Below are 16,271 nucleotides of genomic sequence, written 5' to 3'. Positions count from 1 at the left end.
GGGCATTCTACGCACGGACCTACGAGCTCCACGGAACACACCTCAGGGTGCGCGCCGCGACGGCCGCCCCGCCTCAGGACGGCTCGATGTACTGCGCCACCCCGTGGCCGAAGGACCAGTCGGCGGACTCGTTCTCGGCCAGGGTGACGAAACGTTGCGCGGCTCCGTGCCCGCGTAGTCGTGGGCGAGCTCGGCGATCCGCCGGTAGAGCGACTGCTTCTGCGCGGGCGTGCGGCCGGAGCGCAGCGTGATCGCGACGTACACGAGCCCGTCGTCGCGGTGGACGCCGGGGAAGCCGTCGTAGCGCAGCGTGCTGGTCCTGCCGCCGTGGCCGGTCAGGACCTGGAAGCGGTCGTCGGGCGGGATGCCGATGGTCTCGACGAGGGCGTCGTGCACGGCACGGCCGAGCGCGTCGAGCCGGTCGGTGTCGGCGGTCAACGCGTCGATGCGGACGAAGGGCATGTCAGGCGTTCTCCTTCCGGAGGGTGAGCAGGCCGAGGGCGCCCTCGACCGCCTGGGCGTACACGTCGGCCGAGCCGGCGGCGCGGGCCAGCACGTAACCGCCCTGGAGCACCGCGACGAGTGCGGTGGCCGTGGCCACGGGGTCGAGCCCGGCGTCGAGCTCGCCGCTCGCGCGGCCCCGCGCCAGCAGCCCGGCCAGCCGGTCGGTGAGCCAGGCGAAGGTCTCCTCGATCGGCCGGCGCAGGTCCGGGTCCGCCATCACGGCGTGGTCCTGGGTGAGGCGGCCGACCGGGCAGCCCTTCAGCGCGTCCCGTTCCCGCCGCAGGTAGGCCGCGACCCGCTCGGCCACGGTGCCGGGGCCGGCGAACGCGGCCTCCGCCCTGTCCCTCAGCTCCTCGGCGCTGCGGCCGATCGCGGCCAGCGCCAGGTCGGGCTTGCCGTGGAAGTGGTGGTACATGCTGCCCTGGCCGGCGCCGGACCGCTCCTGGATCGCCTTCGGGCTGGTGCCCGTGTAGCCGCGCTCCCACAGCAGCTCGCGGGTGCTCTGGATGAGCCGTTCCCTCGTGTCCATGACGACGAGCATACATACTAGTAGGTACAACGCGTGCGGGCCGGTACGATCGGCCGGATGGACGATCATCGCGCACCTCTCCACCTCCTCGCGGGCGCGCCCGGCGCGGGCAAGACGACCCTGCTCCCCCACCTGCTCCGGGCCGCCGACGGGCTGGTCGTGATGGACATGGACGAGCTGCTCGAGGACGGCGAGCTGATCGGGGTGCCCATCGCCGAGCCGGCGGCCGCGCCCGTGTGGCCGGCCTACGACCGGATGTGGTCGCGCATCGTGACCATGGTGCGCCGGGCCGGGCACCCCGTGCTGCTGCTGTGCCCGATCCCCGACGCCGCCGAGGTCGCGCCGGGGGCGCGGTGGGAGGAGCCGGTGCGCTGGGCGCTGCTCGACTGCCCCGACGACGAGCGCGTACGCCGGTTGCGGGAGCGCGGCGCGCCACCGGAGTGGATCGACGACGCGGTGGCGGACGCCGCCCAGGGGCGCGCGCTGATCCCCACCGTGTTCGAGTCGGGGTTCGAGTCGGGGTTCGAGTCGGGCGGGGACGTGGCGGCTCAGGTGCTCGCCTGGGCGCGCGCCTGAGCGCGGGCGATCCGGTGAACGGCGCGGATTGTGCGGTGGAAGATCACAAGAAGTCCGGGTTTCCTCGTATGATCCCGTGCAGGCGAGGAAGGCAGGGCAATGGCGGACGAGCAGGCTCCACCGGGCATCGACCCCACGATTCCCAGTGTCGCGCGGATGTACGACTATTACCTGGGCGGGAAGGACAACTTCCACTCGGATCGGGAGGCGGCCGAGCAGATCGTCGGGCTCGCCCGCGAGAGCGGCGCCGACGTGCGCGAGATGGCCCGCGCCAACCGGGGCTTCCTCGTCCGCGCCGTACGGCACATCGCCGAGTCCGGAGTGCGGCAGTTCCTCGACATCGGCACGGGCCTGCCCACGCAGGACAACGTGCACCAGGTGGTACGGCGCGCCGCGCCCGGCTCGAAGGTCGTGTACGTCGACAACGACCCGATCGTGCTGACCCACGCCCAGGCCCTGCTCGCCGACAACCCCGACACCTTCGTGCTCGACGGCGACCTGCACCGGCCCGCGGACATCCTGAAGGCCGCGGCGGCCCACCTCGACTTCAGCCGCCCGGTCGCGATCGTCGTGGCCGCCGTCTTCCACTTCTTCCAGGACGACGACGAGGTGGCCGCGATCGTCTCCACCCTGCGCGACGCCCTGGTGCCCGGTGGCCACCTGGTGATCTCGCACAGCTACATCGAGCCGGAGGCCGGCGAGGCCGACAAGATGGCCGAGGCCCAGGGCGTCTACCGGCGCTCCGCCTCCGGGTCCATCGCCTGGCGCGACCGCGAGACCGTACGAGGCTATTTCGACGGGCTGGAGCTGCTGGAGCCCGGGGTCGTGCCCGTCCAGGACTGGCGCAACGACGACCCGTACATGCCGCCGGGCCTGGCCAAGGGCGGAGTGCTGGGAGGCGTCGCCCGCGTCCGCCCCTGACGATCACGTCAGGACGCAGGCAGGGATCGTCGTCCAGGTCCCCCACGCTGATGGACGCCTCCCCGGCGAGGGGTGGCCACTGTGACGTACGTGACCCCCGTCTGGTCGACGTTGCTCGGCGCGGTGCCGCTGGGACACCGTCGCGGGCGGCGACGTCAGTGCTCCCCGAGCGCCGCCCGGCCGAGGGGCGGGACGGCTCCGCAGGCGCGGAAGAACCACCGGCTCGCCGACCGCCTGACGGGGCTGCGGGTGATCGCGGCGCCGGTGTTGCGGACGACCTCGCGAACGGTCCGGAACCCGTGGCGCAGCATCTCCGCCTCGTACGCGTGCAACGCCTGCCGCAGCGGCATGTCGCCGCGGTCGGCGGCGGCGAGCGCGGCGCAGAGCCGGTGCGCGTCGCGCAGCGCCGTGTTGCCGCCGAGGCCGCCGACCGGGGGCATGTGGTGCACGGCGTCCCCGAGCCCGGTGACGTTGCCCGTCCGCCATGGCCGGAGGGGTACGGCGGCGCTGAACTCGGTCCGGTAGAGGGTGTCCGGGGTCGAGTCGGCGAGCAGCCGGCGCAGGTCGGGATGCCAGCCGGCCGTCCGCCGGGCCAGCAGTTCGCGCACCGCCGCCGGATCGGCCCGGGCCTTGGGCGTGAAGTCCGCGGGCAGGCAGTCGCGGTGCGCGATGAACGCCCACAGCACGTAGTCGTCGTCCCGCGCGTCGGCCAGCAGGCGGTCGGGGTCCAGGCCGAGCGCGCGTACCCGGTCGCCGAGCCGGGCGGCGATCGACGCCGGATCCTCGCGCCTGCGGAAGATCGCGGTGAACAGGAAGTCGCGGGGCGGCCAGAAGACGTTCATGCCGGCCAGCAGCTGTTGCGGCAGCCATCGCCGGTTGTCCTCGGTGAGGAAGAGCTTGCCGGCGACGGCCGTCGCGGGCAGGGTGTCGCGGCCGGCCGCGGGGTGGAGTTGCGCCCATACCCGGGAGCCGGCGCCGTCGGCCGCGACGAGCACGTCGGCGGTCGCGGTGGTGCCGTCGGCGAACGTGGCCGTGACCGTCCCGCCGTCCGTCCGGGTGAAGCCGGTGCACTCCTTGCCGAAGCGGACGACGTCGTCCAGGCCGGCCAGCAGCAGCCTGCGCAGGGTGACGCGGCTGACCGCGTGCCGGCCGGTGGTGGGATCCAGCGGGTCTGGTTCGCGGTCGTCCCGGCCGATGCGGACGAGTGGCCGCATCCGTTCGTCGAGGAACCTGATGCCGGGGCCCGGGTCGCCGGCGGTGGCCACCAGCAGCTCCCACAGGGCGGGTGGCAGGCAGGCGTGCAGGGCGAGGCTCCCGGCCGAATCGATGTTCAGCCGGAAGCCCTGGAGCCGTGAGTCGGCGGTGCGGTCGCGTTCGTACACGGTGACCTGCACGCCGGCGCGTCTCAGGCCCTGCGCCAGGCAGAGCCCGCCGATCCCGCCGCCGATCACGGCGACGTTCAGGCGCCTTGGGGACATGGGTTCCCGCCTCCTGGTAGAGGGCGCGGCCTCGGGGCGCGCCCGAAGCCGTCAGGGCTGTCCGGTCGCGTCCGTGAGCTCCGCGAACAGCCGGTCGTGCCAGGCCAGCTCCGTCTCCAGGCGCATCAGGGTGTAGTCGAAGGCGACGGCCTCCAGCCTGGTCAGATACGGCTCGGCTTCGACGCGCAGGTTGCGCCAGAAACCGAGCTGGGTGGCGTAGGCGTCGCGCCGCCGCTGGACGGCGGCGCGCAGCTCGTCGGGGCCGATCTCGCCGCCGTGCAGGAGCACCAGCTGGATCGGGTCCGGCCGGAGCTTCGTGTCGGCGAGGACGGATCTGATCAGCGAGACCAGCTCCGCCCGGCCCTTGCCGGTGATGCCGTACACCGTGCGGGCGGGCAGGTTGCCTTCCTGCTCGGTGCGGACCACCTCGACCACGCCTTCGTCGGCCATCCGGCGCAACGCGCCGTACAGCGAGCCTGGCTTGACGTCCGCCCACAGCTCGACCCGGTCCACCTGCGCGGCGGCCCGGATCCGGTGCCCGTGCATGGGGCCGCCGTCGGCCAGGGCGCCGAGGATGAACAGGCGGGTTGCTCGCATATGAGTACTCAAACACGAGTAGCTGAAGTCGCGCAAGGGGTGCGCGCAAAGACCGGCATTCCGGATCGACCTCACACGGGAGGCAGGCCGCCCTCGAACACCTCGAGCTTCAGGCGATCCAGGCGCAGGCGGCTGATCAGCCACTTGCCGTCGATCTTCCGGTATTCCTCGTGGTAGTGCCCGTAGCCGCGCATTCCCTGCGGCAGGCCGTCCTTCTCGGGCCATTCGAGATAGTCGTCCATGCTCCAGGCACCGCGATCGCGTTCCCGTTCCAGCCGCTGGTGATGCGGACCAGCTCGGCGGGGTCGCGGAGCACCGTCCCGTCGACCTCGAGGTGGATCTCCGGCGTGAACAGCCTGAGCCATCCGTCCCAGTCCTTGGTGTCATGGAACCGGAAGTAGCGCGCCTTGAGCTGCTTGATCTCTTCGATGTCGACAAGGCGCCGCAACGCGTCACGGAGCATGGATTCGATCGTTCGCCGCCGCTCGTCAGGCGGCGGTCATCCCGCCGTCGATCGCGAGCGCGGCCCCGGTGATGAAGCCGGCTTCGTCGCTCAGCAGGAACGCCGCGAACGCCGCGATCTCCTCCGGCCGGGCGATCCGGCCGAGCGGGTGCATCGCCGCGGCCGCGCGCAGGGATTCCTCCGGCGTCGGGCCCAGGTTGGCCCGCGTCAGCGGGGTGTCGACGCCGCCGGTGACCAGGGCGTTGATCCGTACGCCGGCCGTGGCCACGTCGAGCGCCGCCGAGCGGGTGAGCCCGACCACGCCGTGCTTGGCGGCGCTGTAGGAGGCCATGCCCGCCGCCCCGGTGACGCCGAGGACGGAAGCGTTGTTCACGATCGCGCCGCCGCCGGCGGCCCGCAGCGCGGGGATCTGGTGCTTCAGGCCGAAGAAGACGCTGCTGAGGTTGAGCGCCAGGTCGGCCTGCCAGGCGTCGCCGTCGATGTCGGTCACCGGGCCGATCGCGGTGGCGGCGCCGACGTTGTTGAACGCGCCGTCGAGCCGGCCGTACCGCTCGACCGCCTGCCGGACCAGCGCCGCCGCCTCCGCCTCGACCGTCACGTCGGCGGGTACGAACGTCGCCTCGCCTCCGGCGGAACGCAGCTCGGCGGCCAGCGCGTCGCCGGCTTCCTTGCCGCGTGCGGCCAGGACGACCCGCCCGCCCTCGGCCGCGATCCGCTCGGCGGTGGCACGGCCCATGCCGGAGGTGGCGCCGGTGATCAGGATGACTTTCCCTGCGAAACGTGCGGACATGACTGCTAACTCCTTTGTCAGTGATGGTGAGTGAGGTCAGAAGGTGAGCACGAGCCGGCCGCGCAGCCCGCCGGCCTCCAGCCGCCGGTGCGCGTCGGGCGCCTCGGCGGCGGGGAGGGTCGCCGCGATGCGCGGGGTGAGCACGCCGTCCTCGGCCACCCGGCGGATCTGGTGCAGCTTGTCGGTCCGGCCCGCGTAGTCGGGGACGAACGGCGTCCGCACCGTGATCCGGCCGTTGCCGTCGACCTCGTGGGCGCCGGGTTCCCCGCTGCTGCGGAACCGGGCGTACGTGCCGCCGTCACGTACGGCGCCGAGGAGCCGCGGCCCGACCAGCGCGGTGTCGGCGATCGCGGCCACGCCGTCCGGATACCGGTCCCGGATGCGCGCGGCGACATCGGACCCCCGGGGCACGACGTCGGCCGCGCCGGACAGGCGGACCAGGGGCTCGTCAGCGGGCGCGGCATCGGCGACCACGGTCAGCCCCGCGTGCCTGCCCAGCTGGACCAGGTACCCGCCGAGCGTCCCGGCGGCCCCGATCACGGCCAGGACCGAGCCGGGGGCGAGTGCCAGCCGGTCAAGCGTCAGCTGCGCGGTGAGCCCGTTCATCGGCAGCGTCGCCGCCGCCGCGTGATCGGTGCCCGCGGGCGCGCGGACGACCCAGCCGGCCGGCAGCACGACGTACTCGGCGTAGCCGCCCGCGGCCGGGCCGAGCGGCATCACCATCGCCATCACCGGCTCCCCCGGGGACAGCTCGGTCTCCGTCCCCGGACCGATCTCGTCGATCACGCCGGCGATGTCCATCCCGGGCACGTACGGAGCCGGCACCCCGGCGAACGCCCGCGCGTGCACGCCGGAGCGCAGCAGCGTGTCCGCCGGATTCACCGCGGCCGCGCGCACCCGCACCCGTACCTCCCCGGGCCCGGCATGCGGTTCCGGCAGGTCGACGACCCGCAAAACGTCGGGCCCGCCGAACTCATACAATCCGATTGCTCGCATAGTCGCAGCTCCAAAGCGGTTCTCTTCGTATACCAGGTTCGCAATTCGTACCTTGGCACCGCTGCGGCGAACGTGACAAGAGAGCACTTCAACGTGCCCAGGTATCCCCGGAAGAACCACCCCGTGCGGAACCTGGTATCTCTCGTATACTGGGCACATGGCGCATCCGATCACGGAGCTGGACGACACCGCCGCCGATCTGTGCGAGCAGGGCCGCGACCTTGTCCGCGACGTTCTCGAACGGATCGGTGACAAGTGGTCGGTGGTCGTCATCTGCCAGCTGGGCGACACCACCCGGCGGTTCAACGAGCTGCGCCGGATGAGCGAGCCCATCACCCAGCGCATGCTCAGCGCGACACTACGGGGGCTGGAGCGGGACGGCCTGGTGACACGGACGGTCCACGACACCAAGCCGCCGCGGGTCGACTACGCGCTGACCGCGCGCGGGTTCAGCCTGCTGGAGGTCGTCCGCGCCCTGGCCGGCTGGGCGGAGGACAACGCCGCCGGCATCCTGGACTCGAGGACCGCCTTCGACGCCCGCTGACCACGGCACCCCACCTACCAGGCGATCGACGGGCTGGGCCGCGCGATCCGCGGACACGTCGCGGCCGGCTGACTGCGACCGTGGTCGGATGGCGGCGGCTCCGATCTCGTCTACGGTGGTGTGCGCCATGCCTTCTCCGCACCGCTCCGCCGCCGGCCGGCTGCTCCTCGACACCCACCCCGCCGGCCTCCTGCTCCGCGACGCCCGGCTCGCCATCGGGTTGGCCGCGGCCGGGATCGCCGTCTACCCGCACCTGCCCAACGCGGCGCTCGTCGTGGCGATGTGCGCCCCGCTGGTGCTGCGCCGGGCCTACCCGTGGGCGGCGCTGGCCGCGGTGACCGTCGCGGCCGTGGTCCACGTCGTGGTGCTGGCCGATTCGACGCTGTCGGTCGTGGCGGTGCCGGTCGTGGTGCACAGCCTGGCCCGCTGGTCGAGGATCGGGGCGGCCCGGGCCGCGCTGGCGGTGGCGCTGATCGGAGCGGTGGTCGGGCCGGCCCGGTGGCTGACCGGCCGTCCGGAATCGCCGACCCTGCGGGACTGGGTGACCTCGATCGCCGGCAGCGGCGCCGTCGTCGTGGCCGCGTACGTCGCCGGCCGGCGGGCCCGCGAGCGGGAGGAGCTTCGGGAGCGGCGGGACCGGGAACGCGCCGAACGGCAGCGGTTGGCGCTGGCCGAGCACGAACGTGCCGTCCAGGCGGCGGCGGCCGAGGAACGCACCGCGGTGGCCCGGGAGGTCCACGACATCGTCGCGCACTCGCTGTCGGTCATCGCGGTCCAGGCCGAGGGCGGCCGGGCGCTGACGGCGCGGTCCCCGCAGCGTGCCCCGGAGATCCTGGAGACCATCGCCGAGACGGCCCGGGAGGCCCTCGGCGACCTGCGGGAGCTGGTCGCGATGCTGCGCGGCGACGGACCGGCGGCGGCCGGCCGGCCGGAGGCCAGTTACCGACCGGCGCCCGGGATCGGCGACATCGACGAGCTGGTGTCCCGGCTCGACGGCCGGGTCCGGCTGCGGGTCGTCGGCAACCGGCGGCAGGTCGGCCCGGTGGCCGGGATGACGGTGTACCGCCTGCTTCAGGAGAGTCTGACCAACGTGCTGCGGCATGCCGGGCCCGACGCCGCGGTCGACGTACGGCTCGACATCGGCGAGCGGGCGATCGACCTCGTCGTCCGCGACGACGGGTACGGCGCGGCGTCGGCCGCCGACGGCCGGGGCACGGGCCTGGCGGCGATGCGGGAGCGGGTCCAGATGCACGACGGCACTCTGACCGCCGGCCCTCGCGCCGGCGGCGGCTTCGAAGTGCACGCGGTCCTGCCGGCGCACCGTGCGACGGGATCGGCGGGCGGATGACGCTCGGCCTGTTCCTCGTCGACGACCAGCGGCTCGTCCGCGCCGGGCTGCGGATGATGATCGAGACGCAGGACGACCTGACCGTGGTGGGTGAGGCCGGTGACGGCCGGGAAGCCGTCACGAAGCTGCAAGACGTCGACGCCGACGTGGTGCTGATGGACGTCCGGATGCCGGCCATGGACGGCGTCGAGGCGACCAGGCGGTTGACCCGGCTCGGCCATCCGGCGCGAGTGCTCATCCTGACCACGTTCGATCTGGACGAGTACGTGTTCGCGGCGCTGCGCGCCGGCGCGGCCGGGTTCCTGCTCAAGGACGCCCGCCAGGAGGAGCTGCTGGCGGCGGTCCGCGGCGTCGCCGCCGGCGGCTCGGTCGTCGCGCCGTCCGCGACCCGGCGGCTGATCGCTCACTTCGTCGACCGGTTGCCGGGCGGGCCGGCCGCCCCCGACGAACGCCTCGGGCTGATCACACCCCGGGAGGTCGAGGTGCTCGACGCGATCGCGTCCGGCGCCACCAACGCCGAGATCGCGGCCCGGCTGCACATGGCCGAGGGCACGGTGAAGACCCACATCGGCAACCTGCTGTCGAAGCTGCAGTGCCGCGACCGGGTCGCCTTGGTGCTCTTCGCGTTCGAGACCGGCGTGGCCACACTGGACCGCCGGTGATCCCCGGCCACGTCATCCCCCAACCCCGGTCCTACGACCACGGTCGCAGACGCCGTGCCGAGGTCCGGACCGTGGGCCGATCTGTTGCCCGCCCGCTGCTCCATACGTTGGGACGCGACGAAATCAGCAGCGACAGACGGGGTCTTCATGACCGCACACAGCTCCGCCGTGGACCGCCGGGAGCCGCAGGACACGACATCCGCGGCCGCCGCACGGAACCTCACCAAGACCTACGGCACCGGCGACACGGCCGTACCGGCGCTGCGTGGCGTCACGGCCGCCTTCGGGCGCGGGACGTTCACCGCCGTCATGGGCCCGTCCGGCTCCGGCAAGTCCACGTTCATGCACTGCCTGGCCGGGCTGGACCGGCCCACCGGCGGCCAGGCGTACATCGGCGGCCAGGACATCTCCGCGCTCGACGACCGGCAGCTGACCCGGGTCCGGCGGGACCGGATCGGGTTCGTGTTCCAGTCGTTCAACCTGCTCCCGACGTTGACGGCGGTGCAGAACATCCTGCTGCCGCTGGAGCTCGCGGGCCGTCCGGCGGACCCCGCCCGGCTCGCAGCGGTCGTGGACTCGCTGGGTCTCGGCGACCGTCTGCACCACCGTCCCGCCGAGCTGTCCGGTGGGCAGCAGCAGCGGGTCGCGATCGCGCGTGCCCTGGTGACCGGACCGGAGGTGGTCTTCGCCGACGAGCCGACCGGCGCCCTCGACTCCCCACACCGCGGCGACCTTGCTGGGCTTCCTGCGCCGCTCCTGCCGTGAGCTGGGCCAGACGATCGTGATGGTGACCCACGACCCGATCGCCGCGTCGTACGCCGACCGGGCGCTGCTGCTCAGCGACGGCCGGATCGTGGACGAGCTGAACGGCCCCACCGCGGACGCGGTCCTGGGCGCGATGCGGAGGCTCGCCGCATGACCACCGGCCGTCAGACCCGCTTCCCCATGGCCCGCACAGCGCTCACCGAGTTGCGCCACAACCCGCGCCGTGTGATCGCCGTCGTCGTCGCGATCATGATCAGCGTCGGTTACCTCACCGCCTCCGTGACCGTCCTCGCCGGTGAGACGGCGGCGTTCGAGCGGACCGTCATCGCCCGGACCGCCGAGACGGACGTCGTGGTCACCGTCGGCACCGGCGACCCGGCCGCGCACGCCCGCCTGGTCGCCCGGATCACGGAGGTGGCCGGGGTCGCCTCGGCCGACCTCAGCTTCCTTTCCCGCGGGCGGGTGACCGGCTCCTCCGAGTACGTGCAGCAGCAGTCGGTGCCGGCCAACCCGGGGCTGCGCTGGACCGACCTGACCGAGGGGCGCTGGCCCGGGACGCCCGACGAGATCGTCCTCACCACCCTCACCGCGCGGCAGCTCAACCTGGGCGTCGGCGACCGGATCACGATCAACGACAGCAACTCCTCGGCGACGCTGACCGTCACCGGCCTCACCCACGAGGGCAACCAGCTGCTGTCCGGACTGGCGCAGTTCTCCTTCGTCGCACCGTCGTTCTACTCCGCCGCGGACTCGATCCACACGTCGCTGCAGACCGAGATCCTCGTCATCGGCGACGGCACGGTCCCGCAGGACCGGCTCGCCGAAGACGTCAAGGCGGTGGCCGGAGGCGACCGGGTGGAGACGTCCTCCGGATTCGCCCAGCGCAAGATGTCCGAGAAGACCCAGGGCGTGTTCATCTTCCAGCTCCTGCTGCTGGTGTTCGGCGCGGTCGCCCTGCTGGTCGGGAGCATCATGATCGTGAACACGTTCCTGATCCTGGTCGCACAGCGGCGCCGGCAGATCGGGCTGCTACGGGCGGTCGGCGCCCAGCGCGGCCAGATCCAGCGCGGGCTGCTCGTCGAGGCGGCCGCGATCGGCGCCATCGGGTCGCTGCTCGGCGTCGGGCTCGGCGTGGCGCTCTCGGCCGTGGTCGCGGCCGTGCTGGGCGGGCCGCTCACCGTACCGGCCGGGCAGGTGACCGCCGTCGCCCTCGTCGGGGTCGCGATCGCGGTGCTGTCAGTGCTGGTGCCGGCGCGACGGGCCGCCATGATCGCACCGCTGGAGGCGCTCCGCACCGTCGCCGGCGACGCGACCGGGCGCCGGACGTCACTCGTCCGCCGTATTGGCTCCCTCGCCATGGTCGTCCTCGGGCTGGCCGCGATCGGCCTCGGCTTCGCCGACACCGCCTTCGCGCTGCTGTACTCCGTCGCCGGGTCGTTCGTGTGCGCCGTCGGGCTGCTCTCCGCAGTCGGGCTGTACCTGCCCGCGCTGCTGCGCGGCCTGGGCTCGACCCTGCGTCGCACCGGGCCGACCGCGCGGCTGGCCACCGACAACACGTTGCGCAATCCCGGCCGGGCGGCCGCGACCGGTGCCGCGCTGATGCTCGCCGTCGGGCTGGTCGTCGCCCTCCAGGTCGGCGCGGCGAGCATGAAGGCGACGGCCGACGGCAATCTCGACGCCCGCTTCCCGGTCGACGTCACCGTGTCGATGTTCGACGGGCCGCTGCCGGCCCGCGCCGCCGACGACATCGCCGCGGTCGCCGGGATCGCCGACGTCACGGGGGTACGGTCGGCGCGGGTCACCTTCGAGGGCGGCGGGAAACCGAAGCGCGTCCGGGCGCTGGGCCCCGACGCCGACGCGATGGCCCTGGTGTCGGCCCCGCACCCGCCGATCACCGCCGGGGTCATCCTCGCCGACCCGTACCTGCTCTCCGACGCCGGCATCCGGGCCGGCAGCCCGGTCACCGTCACCGGCCGGTCCGGGTCGGTCACCCTACCGGTCGAGGCCGACCACCTCGCACCCGCCGACGCGCTGATCGTCGCACCCCGCGTGCTCTCGACCCTCGACGGCGACGCCCCGGTCGGCACGGCGTGGGCGAAAGCCCGGCCGGGGGCCGACATCACCGAGCTGCGGTCGCAGCTGCGTACCGTCGTCGAACCCCTCACCGGCGCGGAGGTCGGCGGCGGGCTGTCGGCGAAGTACGTCTACCACACGGCCCTGGACCGGCTGCTGGCGCTGACCACCATGCTGCTCGCGGTGGCGGTCCTGATCGCGCTCGTCGGCGTCGGCAACACCCTCGGTCTGTCGGTGCTCGAACGGACCCGCGAGTCCGCGCTACTGCGTGCCCTCGGACTGCAACGCCGGCAGCTGCGCTGGATGCTCGCCATCGAGGCGGCCCTGCTCAGTCTCGCCGGCGCCGCCGTCGGCATCGCCGCCGGCACGTTCTTCGGCTGGGTCGGCGCCCACGCGGTCAGCGGCCAGCTGAACCTCGAGAACATCCAGTTCGCCATGTCGGTGCCGCAGACACTCGGGGTCACCGTCGTGGCCGCCGTCGCCGGCGTCCTCGCTTCGGTCCTGCCCGGCCGGCGGGCGGCCCGGGCGACGCCGGTGGACGCTCTCGCCGAGACGTGACCGGGCGGGCCTCGACCGTGGCGAACCGCTCGCGACCGGCGCCCCTCTCGCCGAACGTGTCCCCGGCCGGCTTGACCTGGAGTGCGCTCCAGCAGACAAGGTGTTGCCATGCACAACGCCATGCCAACGCGCGCCATCGGAAACCTCCAGGTCGGGGTCATCGGGCTCGGGGCCATGCCCATGTCGGTGGCCGGTCACATGCCCGACGAGACGCAGTCGATCCGTACCCTCCTCGCGGCCCTGGACGCCGGTGTCACCCTGATCGACACCGCCGACGCCTACACGCCCTCCCACGAGGACGTCGGCCACAACGAACGCCTGGTGGCCCGGGCCCTGTCCATGTGGGGCGGGGACGCCGGCGCCGTGCTCGTCGCGACCAAGGGCGGCCACACCCGCACCCCCGGGGGCTGGGACGTCGACGGCAGCCCGTCGTACCTCAAGGAGGCGTGCGACCGCTCGCTGAAGGCCCTCGGTGTGGACAGCATCGGGCTCTACCAGCACCACCGTCCCGACCCGAAGGTCCCGTACGCCGAGACGATCGGCGCGCTGAAGGAGCTGCACGACGCCGGCAAGATCCAGCGGGCCGGCATCTCGAACGCCGACCCGGAGCAGATCAGGCTCGCCCACGACATCCTGGGCGACCGCCTGGTCAGCGTCCAGAACGAGTACTCGCCGCGGTTCCGCTCCAGCGAGCCCGAGATCGACGTCTGCGCCGAGCTCGGGCTGGCCTTCCTGCCGTGGTCCCCGCTCGGCGGCATCGGCCGCACCGGGGAGCTGCGCGAGCGCAACGCCGCCTTCACCGAGATCGCCGCCGCGCACGGCGTCTCCCCGCAGCAGGTCTGCCTGGCCTGGGAGCTGGCCCGCAGCCCGGTGGTCATCCCGATCCCCGGCGCCAGCCGCCCCGAGACCATCCTCGACTCCGTCGCCGCCGCCACGCTGGAGCTCAGCGAGGAGGAGCTCGCCCGCCTCGGCTAGTCCCTTGATCGCCTCTCGCGGCGTCTCAGGGGGCCGATGGGACTAGCATCGGGATCCCTATGGTGGAGGAACCGGGGCGCCGGGAACGCAAGAAGCAGCGCACGCGGGAAGCTCTCATCGCCGAGGCGTTGAGGCTGTTCGAGCGGCAGGGATACGACGGGACCACGGTCGCCGAGATCGCCGCGGCGGCCGACGTGTCCACCCGTACCTTCTTCCTGCACTTCCCCACGAAGGAGGACGTGCTGCTGGCCAACACCGAGGTCCGGATGGACCTCGGGCTGGCCGCCGTCGCCGGGCGGCGCCCCGGCGAGCGGCCAGCCGCGGTCCTGGCGCGGGCGATCGAGGAGATGATCGCCCGCACCTGGGAGGCCGACCTGGCCGGCGGGCCCGCGCGGCTGCGGGCCGACGTGCTGGCCTCCTCGCCCGCGGCGCAGGGCCGGCTGCTGCAGCGCTTCCTGGCCGCGCACGCCGAGCTGACCGACGCGCTGCTACGGGCCTGCCCCGAGGAGCTCGACCGGGTGGGCGCGGCGGCCCTGGTGGGCGGCATGTGCGGCGCGGTCGGCGGCGCCGCCCTCACCAGCCTGCGCCAGGGAGACTCTCCCGAGCAGGTCCGCGACGCCATGCGGCGCGCGATCGACCTCTATCGCTGAACGGTTCGCGAGCCCCGGCACGCGCGGCGGGATCGCCGCGGGCCGGGGTGCAACCTTTCGCCCGCCGGATGGCGTTGGGAACGGGCGAGAGGAGAACACATTGGACCGTCACGACGGCTTCCGCGAGTTCGTGCTGGCCCGCCAGCAAGCTCTGATGCGGACCGCGTACCTGCTCACGGGCGACGCCCATCTCGCCGAGGACCTGCTGCAGAGTGTGCTGATCAAGGTCGTCGGGCAGTGGGGCAAGCTGTCCAGGGGCGGCAGTCCCGAGGCCTACACCCGCAAGGCGCTGGTCAACCAGTACATCTCGTGGCGCCGCCGGCCGAGGTTCGAGCTGCCGAGCGCCGAGGTGCCGGAGCGCGGGGTCTCCTCGGACGAGTCCGCGCTCGACCGGATCGTGCTGCGGCAGGCGCTGGCCAGGCTCGGCCCCAGGCAGCGGGCCGTGATCGTGCTGCGCTTCTGGGAGGACCTCACCGAGGCGCAGACAGCCGAGGTGCTCGGCTGCTCGGTCGGCAACGTCAAGAGCCAGACCCACCACGCGCTGGCCCGCCTGCGCACGATCGCTCCCGAGCTGATCCACCTGCTGTCCGACCCCCAGCTCGAAGAGGTGACGCGATGACGAGGTTGCGTGAGGCGCTGGGCGACCTCGCCACCGAGGCTCCCCTGGTGCACCTGGCCGATGTGGCCATCGCCGGTCACCGGCGCCGGAGGCGGGCCACGGTGGCGCTGGCCTCCGTCGCGACGGTCGCGGTGCTCTGCGCGGCGAGCGCGGCCGTGGCGCTGCCGTGGCGGTGGGCGGCGGACCGGGCCACGCCGCAGCAGGACGCCGCCACGCTGCCCGACCTGCCCGGGGGCGGGGTCGGGGCGCTCGACCACGCGTACCAGACGCCGTGCCGCGTGGACCGCGAGGCGCGGACGATCGACTGCGACGACGTGGAGTGGCGGGTGGTCACGGCCGCCGGCCGGACGTACCGCGTGCCGCAGGCGCTCGCCCGCACCGGGCAGGAGACCGTGCCGGTCGCGATCAGCCGGGACGGGCGCCTGCTCGCCTACTACAGCCGCGACGCCCAGGCGCACGTGGTGCGCGACCTGGTGACCGGGGCCGAGGTGACCTCGCCCGTCAGGGTGCCGGAGGAGCGGATCAGTACGAGCTCCATGCTCGCGGTCTCCGACGACGGCCGTCACCTGCTCTTCGACCCCCGGGAGGGGAGCAAGGAGCCGGGGCTGCTGATCGACACGCGTACCGGTGGGACGATGCCGGTGGACGGCAGGTACGAGGTGGTCGGCATCAAGGGCGGCGTGGTCCAGCTGGTCCGGTACATCAAGACGGACCTGTGGCTCATGCCCGTCACGGGGGGCGGCAAGCCGGTGCGCTTCGACGGCGTGTTCATCAATTTCAGCGAGGTCGCGCCGGACGGCCGGACGGTGGCCGCGTTCGACACGAAGGACCGCGGCAAGCCGAGGCTCACCCTGCTCGACGCCCGGACCGGGCGGACCCTGCGGAAGGTGGCCATCCACGGCATGCCCGCGGACCAGGGGCCCGTCGACAGCTCCGTGTGGCGGAGCGGGTCGGAGGTGTCGGTCGAGTACCTGGGCCGGAAGGGACGCAGCCGCTACGGGGTGGACGTCACGACCGGGAAGGCCCGGCTGCTGGCCCGCTACGGCACCAGGATCACCCGCCTGACCCTGCCGGGAGCGGTGTCGCAGCCCGGCGACTAGGGCGTGTATTTGGTTGTGATCAATCTGCGGGATCCGCCCTCGTTTCGGGGTCCGATCCGGTAGATCGTTTTGCGTGACGCGAGTGCAATTGACGGATGTGGAGTGGGAGTTCATCGAGCCCTA

General features: G+C 73.2%; 17 protein-coding genes and 2 pseudogenes. 11 read left to right on the top strand and 8 right to left on the bottom strand.

Features of this window, described 5'->3' with window-relative positions; translation table 11 throughout:
• Positions 1–42 precede the first annotated feature (42 nt).
• Both ACTWPW_RS38865 and ACTWPW_RS38860 read right to left on the bottom strand, forming a co-directional pair.
• Positions 43–462, bottom strand: coding sequence for a tautomerase family protein (locus tag ACTWPW_RS38865; RefSeq protein ID WP_443171595.1), 420 nt, complete (start codon positions 460–462; stop codon positions 43–45).
• A gap of 1 nt (position 463) precedes the next feature.
• Positions 464–1,033, bottom strand: coding sequence for a TetR/AcrR family transcriptional regulator (locus ACTWPW_RS38860; protein WP_375108175.1), 570 nt, complete (start codon positions 1,031–1,033; stop codon positions 464–466).
• Between the two features lie 57 nt (positions 1,034–1,090).
• On the opposite strand from ACTWPW_RS38860, the gene ACTWPW_RS38855 reads away from it, so the two are divergent.
• The gene (locus tag ACTWPW_RS38855) at positions 1,091–1,609 is read left to right on the top strand and encodes an AAA family ATPase (protein WP_443171594.1); all 519 of its coding nucleotides are present in this window, start codon (positions 1,091–1,093) and stop codon (positions 1,607–1,609) included.
• 99 nt (positions 1,610–1,708) lie between these two features.
• Positions 1,709–2,530, top strand: a complete 822-nt coding sequence (locus ACTWPW_RS38850; protein ID WP_443171593.1) for an SAM-dependent methyltransferase — start codon at positions 1,709–1,711, stop codon at positions 2,528–2,530.
• A 155-nt stretch (positions 2,531–2,685) separates the two neighbouring features.
• On the opposite strand, the gene ACTWPW_RS38845 is transcribed toward ACTWPW_RS38850, so the two are convergent.
• The 6 genes and pseudogenes from ACTWPW_RS38845 to ACTWPW_RS38820 all read right to left on the bottom strand — a co-directional run bounded on the left by ACTWPW_RS38845 (position 2,686) and on the right by ACTWPW_RS38820 (position 6,854).
• Positions 2,686–4,008: an FAD-dependent oxidoreductase gene (locus ACTWPW_RS38845; protein ID WP_375108178.1), complete on the bottom strand. Its 1,323-nt coding sequence runs from the start codon at positions 4,006–4,008 to the stop codon at positions 2,686–2,688.
• A gap of 51 nt (positions 4,009–4,059) precedes the next feature.
• Positions 4,060–4,605, bottom strand: coding sequence for a PadR family transcriptional regulator (locus ACTWPW_RS38840; protein WP_375108179.1), 546 nt, complete (start codon positions 4,603–4,605; stop codon positions 4,060–4,062).
• A gap of 71 nt (positions 4,606–4,676) precedes the next feature.
• Entirely contained in the window at positions 4,677–4,847 is a 171-nt protein-coding gene (locus tag ACTWPW_RS38835) for a hypothetical protein (RefSeq protein WP_443171634.1), read from the bottom strand.
• A 44-nt stretch (positions 4,848–4,891) separates the two neighbouring features.
• Positions 4,892–5,068, bottom strand: a pseudogene (locus tag ACTWPW_RS38830) (nuclear transport factor 2 family protein); the annotation flags it as partial.
• Positions 5,069–5,093: 25 nt separating this feature from the next.
• Entirely contained in the window at positions 5,094–5,858 is a 765-nt protein-coding gene (locus ACTWPW_RS38825; protein ID WP_375108180.1) for an SDR family NAD(P)-dependent oxidoreductase, read from the bottom strand.
• Positions 5,859–5,894: 36 nt separating this feature from the next.
• Complete coding sequence (locus ACTWPW_RS38820; RefSeq protein ID WP_443171592.1) at positions 5,895–6,854, bottom strand: quinone oxidoreductase family protein; 960 nt, start codon at positions 6,852–6,854, stop codon at positions 5,895–5,897.
• 157 nt (positions 6,855–7,011) lie between these two features.
• Here ACTWPW_RS38820 and ACTWPW_RS38815 point away from each other — a divergent pair, with 157 nt between their 5' ends.
• From ACTWPW_RS38815 to ACTWPW_RS38775, 9 genes and pseudogenes are all read left to right on the top strand, one after another.
• Complete coding sequence (locus ACTWPW_RS38815; protein WP_443171591.1) at positions 7,012–7,398, top strand: winged helix-turn-helix transcriptional regulator; 387 nt, start codon at positions 7,012–7,014, stop codon at positions 7,396–7,398.
• Between the two features lie 127 nt (positions 7,399–7,525).
• Positions 7,526–8,746, top strand: a complete 1,221-nt coding sequence (locus tag ACTWPW_RS38810; protein ID WP_443171590.1) for a sensor histidine kinase — start codon at positions 7,526–7,528, stop codon at positions 8,744–8,746.
• On the top strand, positions 8,743–9,408 hold the full coding sequence (locus tag ACTWPW_RS38805) for a response regulator (protein WP_443171589.1): 666 nt from the start codon (positions 8,743–8,745) through the stop codon (positions 9,406–9,408). Before ACTWPW_RS38810 ends, ACTWPW_RS38805 begins: the two co-directional genes overlap by 4 nt.
• 147 nt (positions 9,409–9,555) lie before the next feature.
• A pseudogene (locus ACTWPW_RS38800) lies at positions 9,556–10,327 on the top strand (ABC transporter ATP-binding protein).
• Positions 10,324–12,804, top strand: coding sequence for an ABC transporter permease (locus ACTWPW_RS38795; RefSeq protein WP_443171588.1), 2,481 nt, complete (start codon positions 10,324–10,326; stop codon positions 12,802–12,804). The pseudogene ACTWPW_RS38800 and the gene ACTWPW_RS38795 overlap by 4 nt, the downstream one beginning before the upstream one ends.
• Before the next feature lie 108 nt (positions 12,805–12,912).
• Positions 12,913–13,779, top strand: coding sequence for an aldo/keto reductase (locus ACTWPW_RS38790; protein WP_443171587.1), 867 nt, complete (start codon positions 12,913–12,915; stop codon positions 13,777–13,779).
• 59 nt (positions 13,780–13,838) lie between these two features.
• Positions 13,839–14,429 carry a TetR/AcrR family transcriptional regulator gene (locus ACTWPW_RS38785; RefSeq protein WP_443171586.1) on the top strand — a complete coding sequence of 197 codons (591 nt, stop codon included), beginning with the start codon at positions 13,839–13,841 and terminating at the stop codon, positions 14,427–14,429.
• Between the two features lie 100 nt (positions 14,430–14,529).
• Positions 14,530–15,048, top strand: coding sequence for a SigE family RNA polymerase sigma factor (locus ACTWPW_RS38780; RefSeq protein ID WP_375108189.1), 519 nt, complete (start codon positions 14,530–14,532; stop codon positions 15,046–15,048).
• Positions 15,045–16,148: a hypothetical protein gene (locus tag ACTWPW_RS38775; protein ID WP_443171585.1), complete on the top strand. Its 1,104-nt coding sequence runs from the start codon at positions 15,045–15,047 to the stop codon at positions 16,146–16,148. Before ACTWPW_RS38780 ends, ACTWPW_RS38775 begins: the two co-directional genes overlap by 4 nt.
• The last annotated feature ends 123 nt before the right edge of the window (positions 16,149–16,271 follow it).

The sequence above is a fragment of the Nonomuraea sp. KM90 genome (genome assembly GCF_052246675.1).
In the GTDB taxonomy this organism is placed as follows: Bacteria; Actinomycetota; Actinomycetes; order Streptosporangiales; family Streptosporangiaceae; genus Nonomuraea.
This window is presented reverse-complemented; position numbering and strand designations above follow the sequence as displayed.